Raw genomic sequence first — 14,501 nt, 5'->3', positions numbered from 1 at the left:
TTATAATAGCGTCTATCAATTCACATAACGATAAACTGTAATGGCTCAATATATTTTCTCTATGAATCGGGTGGGCAAGATTGTCCCACCTAAAAAACATATCCTAAAAAACATTTCCCTATCTTTTTTTCCGGGTGCGAAAATTGGTGTACTCGGCTTAAACGGTTCGGGTAAATCAACCCTGCTCCGGATTATGGCCGGAATTGATAAAGAGATAGAAGGCGAAGCAATTCCTATGAAAGGAATTAATATCGGCTACCTTTCACAAGAACCCCAACTCGATCCAGATAAAGATGTACGCGGCAATGTCGAAGAAGGGTTGGGTGAAATTCAAGTTGTCCTGAATCGCTATAATGCAATTAATAATGCATTCGCCGATCCCGATGCTGATTTTGATGCCTTACTAACCGAGCAAGCTGAATTACAGGAAAAAATTGAAACTGCCAATGCCTGGGAACTAGACCGGGAATTAGAAATTGCGGCAGATGCCTTGCGCCTGCCTCCCTGGGATGCGGACGTAACAAAACTTTCAGGCGGTGAAAAACGTCGTGTCGCGCTGTGTCGCTTATTGCTGTCTAAACCCGATATGCTGTTATTGGATGAGCCAACCAACCATCTTGACGCAGAATCAGTTGCGTGGCTAGAACGTTTCTTACACAGCTACCCTGGTACAGTGGTTGCCGTCACTCATGATAGATACTTCCTGGATAATGTGGCAGGCTGGATTTTAGAGCTAGACCGTGGCCAGGGTATTCCATGGGAAGGAAACTACTCCTCCTGGTTAGAGCAAAAACAAAATCGTTTAGCGCAAGAAGAAAAACAGGAAACCTCACGCCAGAAAGCAATGAAAGCCGAATTGGAATGGGTACGTTCTAATGCCAAAGGCCGTCACGCCAAAAGCAAAGCCCGTTTAGCGCGTTTTGATGAAATGTCCTCACAAGAAGCACAAACACGTAACGAAACCCAGGAAATCTTTATTCCACCTGGCCCGCGTTTAGGTGACGTAGTGATTGATGTAGAACACGTCAGTAAAGGCTTCGGCGACAGATTATTAGTCAATGATTTATGTTTTAAACTGCCTCCTGGCGGTATCGTCGGCATTATCGGCCCTAACGGTGCAGGTAAAACGACCCTGTTCCGCATGATGTCGGGAGTAGAACAGCCTGATTCAGGAACAATAAAACTGGGTTCAACAGTTCAATTATCCCATGTTGATCAGTCTCGTGATGACCTGGATGATAACAAGACTGTCTGGGAAGAAATCTCAGATGGACTAGATCTAATTACCGTAGGTACTTACGAAACACCCTCTCGTTCATATTGTGGCCGTTTTAATTTCAAAGGCGGTGATCAACAAAAACGTATCGGTGATTTATCGGGTGGTGAGCGTAACCGTGTGCATTTAGCCAAACTACTGCGTAGTGGCGGCAATGTATTATTACTTGATGAACCGACCAACGACCTGGATGTAGAAACCTTACGTGCCCTGGAAGAAGCATTGCTGGCCTTTCCAGGTTGTGCTGTCGTTATTTCGCATGATCGCTGGTTTCTGGATAGAATCGCTACACATATGCTGGCTTTTGAAGGTGACAGTCAAGTCGTCTGGTTTGAGGGCAACTACGAGGATTATGAAGCTGATCGCCATAAGCGCCTTGGCACAGATGCTGACACGCCTCACCGTCTTAAATACAAAAAAATCAGTCTTTAAAGCCTAAACAGCAGGGCGGACTTTGGTCTGCCCTGCTCTGTCTGTAATTTTTTTATGATTTTTCCACAGTAAGCAGAGAATTTATTGTTATAATAACCAGCTTGTCCCTGTTGCATAACTGGATAATGCAGTCCCCTCCTAAGGGATAGCTCCTGGTTCGAGTCCGGGCGGGGACGCCATTTTACTACCTAACTATCCCGATAAATTCCAAAGGTCTACCTGATTACCCACAACTCTCAGCTATATTCGTCATCCTATGCTTATAGCACACTGCCATTAAGTATTGTAGATTGGGTTAGATTTTTGTTGCAAAACAATAAAAACGTAACCCAACATAGGCTCTGACTTTTCAAGATAAAAAGGTGAGACTTAAATGCGTAGGTTGGTGCTGAGCTAGCGAAGCCCAACAGGATATTTCGCCGAATTTGTTGGGCTTCGTGCCTCAGCACCAACCTACATTTGGCTTACAAGGTATCAATTTATTTTCCGTGAGATCAGGTTGTCTGACTCCGGGGAAAGTATTTTGTGAAATGTCAGGGTGATTTTGAATAGATCACATGGCATTGCATTTATAGCTTGAATTCGCACATTATTATCTTAATAGTTATTTAGAAGCACATGCTCCATTAAATGTAAATTCATGACTCATAGATTCTACCCCTGCTTTCACTTCGACTGAAATACCTAATGCTGTGAAAGTCATCTCTTCTCCTAAATCCAGTATTTGAATCTGTTGCGGTCCGCTCCAACCCAAATTTGTAAACTGTTTTACTTTAACGCCTAAGTCATAGATATCAACATTATCAATAAATGCATCCACACTTCCAGTCGAAAATTGTAACGCTACATAACGTGTTTTTTGACCAAAAGATGATGGAGGGGCAAAGTGTATCCAATTGACAAGTCCGGACTTTTGATCAAATTGCAACCCCCAGCCAATATGAACTCTGTCCAGAGTTTCGACTCTGTTCACATATTCAATATTACCACTATGCCCATGCGTACATGCCCAGTCTAATGCCAGGATAGGTTGACTCAAAAACAACATTGCTGTGAAACAAAAACTCATTGTTAAGCACTTGCTGATCTTATATTGTGTAAACATGATTTTTTCTCCTCGATGAAAAAAGACCATTGACTTTATTACTTAGGAACACGCATAAAGTAACTTCGACACAATGGGGCGCAGGTCTTTAGTCCGCCTTTTTACAATGCAGGCTAAAGACCTGCGCCCCATTTTAAGATGCATACCTTATTTCGTGCACACTCCTTAGCTCTTTGATAACAAAGAATCAATGGATTAGTTAAGTAGCCGGTAAAATTGAAATAAATCAAAATAAGGAATCAAGTTTTGGTATATCTCAAATTTATTCGTCTCTGAATCGTCCAACAATACAACAATCTGTGCTTGTATTTACTGGAGTAAGCTATTAAATATCACCCCTATTCCAGGTAATTTTAAGAGGATATCTCGAAGGAAATAAACTTCAATTAAACTCACCTTTCTTGTAACATATATCCTGCCACTACACAACAAAACAACATAAAAATTGAGGGATTTTAAAAATTTATCATTTATGTTATTGAAATATTTAAAAATATAACACTCTGGAAAACAAAACAGGGAGGTCAAATTAGTTATAGATAACGCCGCAAGACCGTAAGAATCAGATTAAAATAATTGCATAGTTTCACCTAAAGACACAACTACCTGAAATCAGTAACGAAGATCGCACTCCCTAAATGACATGTGAGTGGAGTTGCTTACGTGACAGACAAACAGATATACCAGGACCTAGTAAAACCACGTTCTTTAAAGTTGATACTATATCTTATGTTATGCTGATTACCCATAACTCTCAGCCACAGTGAAATAAAAATTTAAATATCAGTATGTTAAAGCCGTCGTCATTCCCGAAGTCTTATATCGGGAATCTATGCTTAACCTACTAGATTCCTGCTAGAAACATGCAGGAATGACGAAGCATAGCTGAGAATTGTGGGTAATCAGGTATGTTATTGCATACACCGATACGGAGCACTAGAATATCAGGCTAGATAACTATCTCGCCTCAAGCGCATAGCTGAAATATTTAATATCCAGTTTTCCTTTGTCCCATTATTTTCATCGCCAGTGTTTACTTTCTTTAGGGTACAAGAGAATACTTCGAGGTCCTGATTGTAAGCATCATTTCATAAGTCCAGAATATAAAAGCTCCTGAGTCTGGACAACAGAGTCAATTACACCGTCATATCTTGATGAATATTTATATTTCAAGTTTGTAAGTTACAGTGCTTAACACTTATAACTTCATGACTTAATAACTTAAATTTCATAGTATTTTTTAAAAAAACAACATAAACCTTGATTATATAAACAATCACATTATGTAATATTCCTTAAAAAAAAAATCGTATTAATTCTTCATCGTCCTATGTTATATTAAAAACTAATTAATCAACTCAGCTATGCAACTAGATAAAATTGCATAGGCAAATCCCAACTAAAAAAATGCGGTGTGAGTTCATTGACATATTTCTTCAGGTAAGCCCAGCTTTCGCCTGAAGTGATAAAAATAAACCACTGTGAACTGATAAAATATGTGGGCAATGCTTGTTCTGAACCCTAAAAATCAACCATGCCCTGGCTAGATAAGCTAACGTGACTTACAAAAAAACTTTGGCAATTTAAGATAGAAATTAAAATACATTTAAATAATCTTACCAAAAAAGTATTAAATCATGGATTTTTTCACCCTAAAAACAAAACTTCACAACTCTAATATCTAAAAAATTAATGTACCAAAGCCACAAACACCAACGTATTCTAAATTATTAGCAACACGAGATACTTACTGCAACGTAAATCACAATTTATCAGGAATATATACAATGGACATATTAGGAATTAATTCTTTTTTTATAACTTTATTGATTGTGCTGTTTATCTCACCTATAGCCCAAAAAAAGGGCTTAACCGATAAGCCATGCAGCAGAAAAAAGCACTCAGGCGAGATCCCCTTAACCGGAGGAATTAGCATATATCTATGTGTGCTAATATTATTTTACTGGCTGCCAATAAATAATTACTGGTACATCGTTTCTGCAACTTTAATTGTTGCTTGTGGAGTAATCGATGATTTCAAACACCTAAATTATAAGATTCGCTTAATTATTGAAGTAGTTGCCACACTAATAATGATTTTCTGGGGAGGAGTAGAAATAACAAACCTGGGTAATTTATTTGGTTTTGGCGACATACAATTAGGCTATTTCTCACCTTTAGTAACGATTTTTGCTGTCGTGGGCGGCATCAATGCATTCAATATGACTGATGGTATTGATGGTTCCACAGGGGGGATATCATTAATAACAATGAGTCTGCTATTAATGCTAGCAAACGCAATGCCTCAGGTTACAGGTATATGCTCACTATTCATACCTGCACTTACCGCCTTTTTATTCTTTAATATGCGTGCCTTCGGCCGTAAAAAGGCAGCTATCTTTCTTGGAGACGCCGGTAGCATGCTGCTGGGATTTACAATCTGTTACTTAATAATTTTAATATCACAAGGCGAAAATAGAATTATTTCACCTGTTACTGTCTTATGGATTATTGGCTTTCCGCTTCTGGACGCTATTGCCATTATGCTGCGTCGCATGCGCAAAGGTAATTCCCCATTTGCCCCGGATAGAGAACACTTTCATCATATATTACCGCTTGCTGGATACACGCATCATCAAACGCTAAACATAATATTCTTCGCTTCCCTCAGTCTAGCGGCCTTTGGCATCATAGGAGAAAAGCTATTTGAACTACCGGAATGGCTAATGTTTTACTTATTCTTAGGCCTCTTTTTTCTCTATTATCTGGGAATGAGTCACGCCTGGAAAATGATGAAAATGCTTAAGAAAATACATGCTAACTAATCTTCACACAATTAAATAACCTTGCATAGAATAGACTAAAGTGCGAAGCGAAGCGCATCAATCACAACCTATGCGCCTTCTTCGTCACTGCTATTAAGTTAAGAGATTATTGAATATAATCAATGTATTACAGTGTAGGTTGAGTTAGAGTTAGAGTTAGATTTTAATTGCAAAGCAATAAAAACGTAACCCAACATAGCCCCCCAAACGAGGCTAAAAATATACGGTTTGATATCATGGGCCTTGCAATACTCAGCCTGAGTTAAACGACTGGCTTGCCATTGTGGTATATGCTCTTGCATAGCCGCTTTATTTTGAGATGGGCTCATAAATACCTCTGAAGTTAAATGGAGGTATTAGTGTGCCCTTTTTTATAGGGGTTTAGAATGTGTGGTTTAATTGACGCTTACGTTTAATTGACGCTTACGTATATGCGACGGATCGCTAACCACCAAGGTACTTTGCCAATGATGTGCAGCCAATACCCAATACCAATAAAGCAGCAGTATTGAAGCTCCAGATGGTCAGTTTTCAATCGGCGCCAACAGCTTGGCATACTGCTTGGCAATAATATCCCATCGATAACGTTTTTCTGAGATCTCAAACATCATTTTTCCTAAATCCGGCAATGATATTTCATTGAGATGCGCAAGGAGATTAATAAGCTCTGCCGATGAAGCAAAATATTTTGCCTGATGCTCCGTAGTCTCTCTGTTGTAGGCAACATCATAGGCAAAGATTGGCAATCCCAAATGCATGGCCTCAACGAGAGAGGGGTTCGTCCCTCCTGCACTATGCCCATGAAGGTAAAGTGTACAATTTGAACGTATCTGGTTTAGTACAGCTTGGTCATAGATGGCATTAATCAGCAAAATATTATTATGATCTGCATACTTCTTTTTAAGGTCTTGACCATATTGACTAGCTTCCCAGTTACCTATGACCACTAAAGGAAGTTCATCTATTTCAGCGACTGCTGCTATGATCATATGAATATTGTTCTCTGGTTCTATTCGACAAACAGTAAAGGCGTACTGTTCTGTCAAAAATGGGTAATCTCGCATTACCTCTTGTTCAATATGCAGCTTCTTGACATGGTCAGCTCCGTAAGCAATCAGCTCGCTTTCTTTGTCGTATTCGTCCTTGACATAGTCCTGGATGACCTTGTTGTCTGCGATGACAACGTCGGCGTATTTGACAGCCAGCTTCTCCGAAAACTTCAAAAACCACTTGGCGTACCTGTTCCACTTGTGGCGTTTCCACTCCAGCCCGTCGATGTTGATAACCAGCTTCTTTCTACTGAACAATTTGACGAACGGCAATACAATGCAGCCTGATACACCGAGGATCAGTAAGATGTCAACTGTTCGGTTGGCATGAAATATCGAGAGGATGTCATAGGGTATGCTCTGTATGCCGTTGGCTTTCAGGTTGATATATTTAAGCGCAGCGCCGTTATGTGTCTCAAGCTCTCCGTCATAACTAGGTAAGCTGCAGTAGACGGTCATCTTATAATCATCTGCGAGATGTTTTGTCAGGTGCTCTGCCAGTGTCTCAAAACCGCCGTATTTTGCCGGTAAGCCTACTGTGCCTATTATTGCTACTTTTTTATTTTGCATTCCAAAAAGTCTTCCCTGAAAATTTAATAATATCTTGCACTTCTATCTTTTTTTCACCACTAAGTCCATACCAAGTTGTGGCTATCATCCCTTCTGCATTTTGAGGTAATCCCGATATATATCTGGCGTAATTCACTGTGGTATCTTCAAATTTCCATGTTGCCCCAAGTACTTTATAACCATCATTGGCCAATACTTTTGCTGTAGGAAAAGCATCTTGTTTTCCTCTATAATGCCAAACATTCAAAACAATATCTTTTGGTATTTTACTGCGCAATTCGGCGTAACCATTCATACCATTCAAATTGGCACCAGCTTTTTTCATTGAAGGGAATTCCTCTTTAGTGTAAAACATATCACTCCACATCCATGTTTCTATATCTTTTTGTTTCAAATACGCATGTAAAGTAAGTATATCTTCAAAAAACAACTCCGGCGGTAACTGCTGCTCCCCTTTGTTCAAAACCTTTGTTCTATAATGCCACTCACTCCAACCGGCAACTTCATCATGCCCAATATGAAACTTTGTAGCACCGGTCAATAGAAGAAGTTCATCAATGTCAGGGAAAACTACCTCTTTATATAACGCTTTCTTACGTGGATCGTACGTCGCTTTATTAAACATATACTGAGAGTAATATTCCCCTATAAACTTGTCCTGGTGTGACAAAAGTTTTAATTCGGGTATGATCTCCAGTCCATTTTGTTTAACATAGGCAACCATCTCTTTGAATTGTTCAATAGTCCAAGGATTTATATTATTGATTTTTAAATGTCTTAAAGAGTTTAACTCAACACCAAAATGGTTTAACCATATTAGAGTATTGAAATGTTCAAGTCTGGCTAGCCTAATCGTTTCTTTAAAGTCCTCAAGTGTGCATGGCCACATAGATATGTGCAATACTCTCATCTTGAGATCCGGGTAATCTATAGTTTTCCCCAACGAAAGACTACCTTGCTGTTCTTCTGTTAATGCTTCTAAAGTACTTAAGCCATTTAAGAGCCCTCTATCTGTTTTAGCGGATATCACAACGGAGTTTGTTTTTACTTCGAGTAAATATGCTTCTGGTTTATTTAAATATACTCTCTGCATTTCATTAAGATGAGGAAACTGTTCCGTTTTTAATACTGTAACTTTAAAAAGGTTTTGAGTCTTTTCACCATACTTTGCGGCTGTGTGTGTTAATGAATTTACAGATTCTTTATATTTGTTGAAAAATTCCTTACTACTGTCTAGTACAATCGCTTGACCGACCTGTACTTTCATACTGTTATTCTCGATAAATTTGGGCTTTGGGTGCAACACATCTGCAGACTTTGCACAGGCAGTCGTATACAAAGTAAAGAATACTACAAACACTGCCAAGACATATTTTAGCCCTATCATAGTAAACGCAAATACTGTGTAGCTATCTTACCCCAACTATAGTCCTTTTCTATGGTTTCCAATGCTTTTTTTCCTATATCTCCGGCTAAATGTCCCGTTTCGAAAAAGGTCTTTATCTGTCTTGCAAGATCATCTGCATCTCCACTTTCAAATAACATACCATTTTCTTTATGCGTAATTATCTCTTTATTGGCAGGAAGGTCTGAAGCAATGACAGGAAGCCCATGACTCATAGCCATCAGCAACACGCCACTTTGAAAAATGACACGGTACGGCAAAATATTGACATCCGAAGAAAAAAAGAGCTTCTCCCTCTCATCATCTTCAATAAAACGTATCATTTTTACAATTCTATTTGTTAATCCAAGTGATTCAATTTGCTGCCCATATCTTGTAAAGTCTCCTCGCCACGGTTTACCAGCAATGATGAGTTTTATATCATCAGGTATTTTACACATTGCATCCAGCAATACATCTAAACCTTTTGCATCTTTTATCTGCCCGAAGAAAAGCATATATTTCCCTGCTGGTTCCAAACCAAGTTCTTTTCTTACCGTTTCTCTCTGTGGTCGTTCACCTATATGGTCCAAATAACCGCCATGTTTAATAATCACAACTTTCTTCGGATCCTTAATAGCTATACTCTTTAAAAGTGTCTCATATGAAAATTGGTTATGCACTATGATGTTATCTGTTAAAACATTATAAATAAGATTTTGCACTATACTGCTGTCTCTGTCCGTAAAGCTTGAAACGTCATGTGAAATAACTGCTGTTTTCAATCCAAAAAGTTTTGGTATCAAGATCAACGGTACCATGACAGGAACTGCTGAAAAAAGGTGTAACACAACAAGGTCTGCTTTCTTTTTTCGGGCATCATGAGATGCTTGCAAGGTGGCTCTTATAAATTTGAACAGTTTTTTTACACTACCCCCTAAAGTATGCCCTTCAAACACAGGCACATAATCAATAATAGAAGGCTCTATGCCTACAAAATTACTATATACTGAAACGTCACAGTCTTGGTTAACAAAACCTTTTGCCAAAGAACTAGAGTAGTAGTCCATTCCTGCTTTTTTACCAACATGGTCAAATATTGAAATACGTTTACTCATCAACAGTCCGTTCTCCAATTTTTTTTGCAGATACACCACCAACTATCCAATTATCAGGAATGTCTTTTGTTATGACAGACCCGGCAGCAAAAACAACATTATTTCCAATAGTACACTCTTTTACTATCAAACTGTTTGCACCTATGAAAACATTATCCCCTATAATAATTTTTCCAGCATAAAAGCTGTAAGGAGGTTTTTTTACATCCAAAAAATGTGTAAGAATTTTTGTGCCTGTTGTGATTCTAGCTCTTTTGCCAATAGTAATATACTCAGGGTAGATATCATCAAAGGTGACAGATTCACCTATAAATACGCTGCCAGAGTCAACAAAGTTCACTCCAGAAAATTTTACAAATTTTACCCGCATTGATCCCAGCAGCATACCCGCTTGATCAACATTTAACACTAACTTTCTAATAAAACGTTTTAATCCGTAATTTGTTTTTGCCTGTTCACGCATTAGTTATTTCCTCATACCATACAGACAGGTCTTTGTTAAGAAAACTTTCCAGATTTTGTATGTCCTGTCGGTAAATGTCCAGTAATTGTTCTCTCAAATTTTCTTCGAGTGCAGGTTTCTTTTTTCTCTCGAAAAGTTCATTTTTTATCTTCTCTTTTAGAGCTTCCGGAAAAACAACAGACAAGAGTGTACGAATGAAATACGATGTATACAATTTATGGACTACATTGCTTTTTGGCATGGAAAAAGCGTTATGCTCCCGTTCTATATTTGGAATGTTCGATGGATCGATCTCTAAAAATTCGTACAGGTCGAAAATGATTTTTTGTGTATCTTGGCGCAGGTCTTCTTGAAAATATATCTTAACCTGCTCTTTACCAAATAACTCCAAATAACGCTTAACCTGTTCATAATATAGCCCCAATTCAACATATTGTTGATAGTACAGATGCGCATTTTTATGAGTACTCGTTTTAAGAACGATCTCCTTGTATGGCACGTCAACCAGACCAAGTCTGTAGTCCATAAGGTAATGCGAGTATCCTCGCGCAACCGGATCTCTTAACAACATAATGATCTTAACAGCTGGCAAAAGAGCTTTTATTTTAGCCGGTGTTTCAGGGTAGAATAGATAAGAGACACTTCCTTCGCCAACTGCCTTTTTATCTATTCCTTTATCAAATAACTTTTCATAACTATCTAAATCTTTAGCTTTAAAGTCCTGATAATATAAGCCTTGCTCTTCGATCTCATCTTTAGAAAAAAAGTTAACTTCTTTAGGTTCACTCATAAAGACCTGCGGATGCTCGGAAAGATAGTGGTAAAGCGATGTTGTTCCTGCTTTAGGCGCACCGACTATAATGAAATTAGGAAGCATGAATACCCTTTTCATTGTTTAAATAACTCACCCAGTTGTCGCCTTTATTTCTATAACCTACTATTGTTGCTGGCACTCCTGCAACAATAGCATTAGCTGGAACATCTTTGGTCACAACTGCACCGGCAGCAATTACGGCTTCATCTCCAATTACCAGAGAACCTTTACCTCTTTTATTGCTGATGATCTGTGCCCCAGCTAATATCTCAACATAATTTCCAATCGTCACATTTGGACCACCGATAGTGACACGCTGTAAAATAGAACAATAGTCACCTATCTTTGCAGTTGGATTTACAACTAAACCTCTCGAGTGAGCAAAAGATAAACCTTTTCCAACTTCAATCCTCGGTCCAATCCATATACCGTGAAGGAAATCATTTAGATTTGTAAAAATATAAGCTAAAGGTCTTAATATTTTGTATTTATAACAATATTGACTCAATCTAAAAATAAATATCATCCGTATCTCTGGAAAGTAAAAGTATTTTGAAATGCCTTTTCCTTTTACTAGCTTGAAGATATTCAGGTCCTCTCTTAATAATGTCATCATTTATTCTCCTCACTAATAAATACAGAATATATGCCTCTTAAATGAGCTTTAAACAGGTCAAACCTTTTGTGTAAAAGCCACCAAATTGAAGTGTAAAAAATATGATAGATATAAGCTATAAAAGAGCATGTAGTTACTTCAAAATCTTTTATAAATTTTATCTTATTTCTCGACATCCAATATGCAAAAAATACACTCCAGTGTCCACTACTACTACCAACTTTATGGAGGATATGACTCTTGTCTGCTATTTTTAAAGTATACCCTTGTCTTATAACACGTCGACAGAACTCCAAATCTTCCACATACATAAAGTAGTCTTCATTAATAAAACCAACATCATTAAAGACTTTTTTAGGGATTAGCCACATACACCCACTTATAAAGGTTATAGGTTCTTGTGGAATTTGTCCTACGTCTTTTTCATTGAAATGAAAATGTTTTGCCTTTGCAGTGCAATGAGTAAACTTTCCACCATTAAACCAGATAGTGTCAGGGCGGTCATAAAAATAGATCTTTCCGGACGCTATGCCAATACTTTTGTCATTTTCACACATCTGCACCATCGGTTCTAAAAAGTCCGGTTCCACTACAGTGTCGTTGTTAAGCACCAAAACGTAGTCAGCGCCATTATTTAAAGCATATTTTATGCCAATATTGTTTCCATGACCATAACCGTTATTCTGTCCACTTTGTATCAAAGTTACTTGCACGCTTGGGAGGATACCGAGCATAGCACTTTCGGGTTTTTCAAAGAAAATATGCTCTATTTCATTCACTTGCATATATGCATGAAGTCTATCCATGGATACATCAGGTGAGGCATTATCCACGATGACAATGTCATAGTTCTCATAACTTATTTGCTGTAGGCTTTGAAAACAGTCGATACTATCTTCAAAACCATTATAGTTTAAGAGAATTATAGATACTTTCTTATTCATGATGTGCCTTTCTTAATAGTTGTGATTTAATATATATCAAACTAGCAATCAAAAATAATAAACTATTTGCCTTAGGTATTGATAAAATAAAATAATAAACTAATAAAAGTATAAATGAAACTAGTAGATAAACAGTCATTTCATCTTTATAAATTTTAATATTTTTTATAGCACGATTTATTACTCGAAAGACAACCGTCATAAAAAACATTAACCCTACAATCCCGGTTGACAACACAAGAGTTAAATAATAGTTGTCTATACTATGTAATGGTTCAACAGCTTTCATTTCCTCACCAAAACCAATTCCGGAAATAGGATGTAACTTAACTGATTCAAATCCAAGTTGAAACTGTAATACTCGCGCTAAAGTACTTAATGTTTCATCATCAATCTGCCCATGAACATTCATTGTATGTAGATTGTTTACAGTTGCTATATTTTCTTGTGTATAATTATATACTCCTATGATAATAATAACTGTAAAAAATATAACAATTGGAATTGATACGAGTTTGAACCATCTTTTTTTATACATCGCTATGTAGTATTTCAAGCAAGGCATCATTATTGCTAGTGCTAGCCCTGCACGAGAACCTGTCTTATATAATAAAAAAACTGATAATCCTATGTCCATGAATAGCAGTGATTTTATTATAAGGCTATTTTTTTGTTTGTAGTTATAAAACTGTAATGGAATAACAGCCAACAAAAACTGTGCATAGACTAAAGGGTTAGAAAAGACTGATCGTATTCTATAAATGCCGTTTCTGGTATTTTCCGTCATCGCACCTAATGTATATTCATTTTCTGTTATCAAAAAATTTTTAAATAATAGTTCACCTTTACACACTTCGATAAGCCCGATTATATTTACAATAAACATTATTAATATGATTGTAGAAATTAGATTATTTATTTCTTTTTCTTTAGTAATAAATGCAAAAGTAAAAAAAAGTAAAAAAGGTCCGAGTATAAACCAATTCGTTAAAGATGAAATAGATGCTGCAATATTTTCAGAGCCAAATATCGATGCACACAAATTCCATAAAGAATAATAAAATATTATAAAAACTATACTCTTATAATTTTTAAGTCGATTTATTTTTTTTGTTTTGAATACAAAATATAAGATAAAAACTAAAATTAAAGCCATTTGCATTAGCCGATCTGGACTAAGTGCGGGTAATGATCCAAATTTCATTGCAATATAGGTTGGCCATAAAATTAAGAAAAATAAACTAATTTTAAACAAAACCAATGGTTTAAACAAAAGGTAATCCTCCACCAATAGTATCTTCCGCACCTTTATGGTTTAAAAGTATAATTGATACTATCATATATTTTTTGTTAATCATCAACAGACCTTTGCTGCTTTATATTATTTTGTAGCTCATACAGTGAGGCTACATAATCCAAAATGACCATAGAATTAACAAAATATGGAATGCTATAACCTAATCGCATTGAACACACGTTACTTATACCAACTAGATATATCAGCATCAATCAAGACCTGTAGTTTCTCTAAGTCGCTTTTAAAGTATGGTAATAATATTTCTTTATCAGCGCTACTCATTTTAGGTATAGGTTCTGTGTTTGTTAAAACACTTTTTGTTGATTGTATTAACGATTTTGGAATGATGGTTGATATAATTACATTTAATTTTAAACACTTGATTATAGTATTCAGAAATGAATATTTTTGAATAGATGCTGCATTTTTCTTTTGCTTGTCATTAATCGTAACCGCTTCAATATCCAGAAAATCAAACAAACGTTTTAAAAAAAGCTCTTGATTGTTTTTCAAGTCATCAAAAGACATTATCAGAATCTGTTCTTCTGGAAAAATATCCAAATAACACTTAACCCATCTCCTTAAAAATAAGTATCGGGGGTTAATAT

Annotated in this window: 13 protein-coding genes and 1 tRNA gene; 3 read left to right on the top strand and 11 right to left on the bottom strand. The window is 36.8% G+C overall.

What is annotated here, in order from left to right:
* Positions 1 to 40 precede the first annotated feature (40 nt).
* Both ettA and AU255_RS08730 read left to right on the top strand, forming a co-directional pair.
* A complete protein-coding gene (gene ettA / locus AU255_RS08735; protein WP_080522517.1) occupies positions 41 to 1,708 on the top strand; it encodes an energy-dependent translational throttle protein EttA in 1,668 nt (555 codons plus the stop codon).
* Positions 1,709 to 1,811: 103 nt separating this feature from the next.
* A tRNA-Arg gene (locus tag AU255_RS08730) sits at positions 1,812 to 1,887 on the top strand.
* 425 nt (positions 1,888 to 2,312) lie between these two features.
* On the opposite strand, the gene AU255_RS08725 is transcribed toward AU255_RS08730, so the two are convergent.
* A complete protein-coding gene (locus AU255_RS08725; RefSeq protein ID WP_233144593.1) occupies positions 2,313 to 2,777 on the bottom strand; it encodes a hypothetical protein in 465 nt (154 codons plus the stop codon).
* Positions 2,778 to 4,600: 1,823 nt separating this feature from the next.
* Between AU255_RS08725 and wecA the strand changes: the two genes are divergently transcribed.
* Positions 4,601 to 5,638 (top strand): UDP-N-acetylglucosamine--undecaprenyl-phosphate N-acetylglucosaminephosphotransferase, encoded by a 1,038-nt coding sequence (gene wecA / locus AU255_RS08720; protein ID WP_080522515.1) that lies wholly within the window; start codon positions 4,601 to 4,603, stop codon positions 5,636 to 5,638.
* Positions 5,639 to 5,757: 119 nt separating this feature from the next.
* Here wecA and tnpA read toward each other — a convergent pair whose 3' ends face one another.
* From tnpA to AU255_RS08670, 10 genes are all read right to left on the bottom strand, one after another.
* A complete protein-coding gene (gene tnpA, locus AU255_RS08715; RefSeq protein WP_080522514.1) occupies positions 5,758 to 5,967 on the bottom strand; it encodes an IS66 family insertion sequence element accessory protein TnpA in 210 nt (69 codons plus the stop codon).
* Between the two features lie 195 nt (positions 5,968 to 6,162).
* Positions 6,163 to 7,257, bottom strand: coding sequence for a DUF1972 domain-containing protein (locus AU255_RS08710; RefSeq protein ID WP_080522513.1), 1,095 nt, complete (start codon positions 7,255 to 7,257; stop codon positions 6,163 to 6,165).
* Entirely contained in the window at positions 7,247 to 8,644 is a 1,398-nt protein-coding gene (locus tag AU255_RS08705) for a glycoside hydrolase family 20 zincin-like fold domain-containing protein (RefSeq protein ID WP_080522512.1), read from the bottom strand. Before AU255_RS08705 ends, AU255_RS08710 begins: the two co-directional genes overlap by 11 nt.
* The gene (locus AU255_RS08700; RefSeq protein ID WP_080522511.1) at positions 8,641 to 9,759 is read right to left on the bottom strand and encodes a glycosyltransferase family 4 protein; all 1,119 of its coding nucleotides are present in this window, start codon (positions 9,757 to 9,759) and stop codon (positions 8,641 to 8,643) included. Before AU255_RS08700 ends, AU255_RS08705 begins: the two co-directional genes overlap by 4 nt.
* On the bottom strand, positions 9,752 to 10,222 hold the full coding sequence (locus tag AU255_RS08695) for an acyltransferase (RefSeq protein WP_080522510.1): 471 nt from the start codon (positions 10,220 to 10,222) through the stop codon (positions 9,752 to 9,754). The genes AU255_RS08700 and AU255_RS08695 overlap by 8 nt, the downstream gene beginning before the upstream one ends.
* Entirely contained in the window at positions 10,215 to 11,114 is a 900-nt protein-coding gene (locus tag AU255_RS08690; protein WP_080522509.1) for a sulfotransferase family protein, read from the bottom strand. The genes AU255_RS08695 and AU255_RS08690 overlap by 8 nt, the downstream gene beginning before the upstream one ends.
* Entirely contained in the window at positions 11,089 to 11,652 is a 564-nt protein-coding gene (locus AU255_RS08685) for a serine O-acetyltransferase (RefSeq protein WP_080522508.1), read from the bottom strand. Before AU255_RS08685 ends, AU255_RS08690 begins: the two co-directional genes overlap by 26 nt.
* Complete coding sequence (locus AU255_RS08680; RefSeq protein WP_080522507.1) at positions 11,649 to 12,596, bottom strand: glycosyltransferase family 2 protein; 948 nt, start codon at positions 12,594 to 12,596, stop codon at positions 11,649 to 11,651. The genes AU255_RS08685 and AU255_RS08680 overlap by 4 nt, the downstream gene beginning before the upstream one ends.
* A complete protein-coding gene (locus AU255_RS08675; protein ID WP_080522506.1) occupies positions 12,589 to 13,869 on the bottom strand; it encodes an O-antigen ligase family protein in 1,281 nt (426 codons plus the stop codon). The genes AU255_RS08680 and AU255_RS08675 overlap by 8 nt, the downstream gene beginning before the upstream one ends.
* A gap of 204 nt (positions 13,870 to 14,073) precedes the next feature.
* A complete protein-coding gene (locus tag AU255_RS08670; RefSeq protein WP_143735894.1) occupies positions 14,074 to 14,421 on the bottom strand; it encodes a hypothetical protein in 348 nt (115 codons plus the stop codon).
* Positions 14,422 to 14,501: the final 80 nt, after the last annotated feature.

Source organism: Methyloprofundus sedimenti, assembly GCF_002072955.1.
In the GTDB taxonomy this organism is placed as follows: Bacteria; Pseudomonadota; Gammaproteobacteria; order Methylococcales; family Methylomonadaceae; genus Methyloprofundus; species Methyloprofundus sedimenti.
This window is presented reverse-complemented; position numbering and strand designations above follow the sequence as displayed.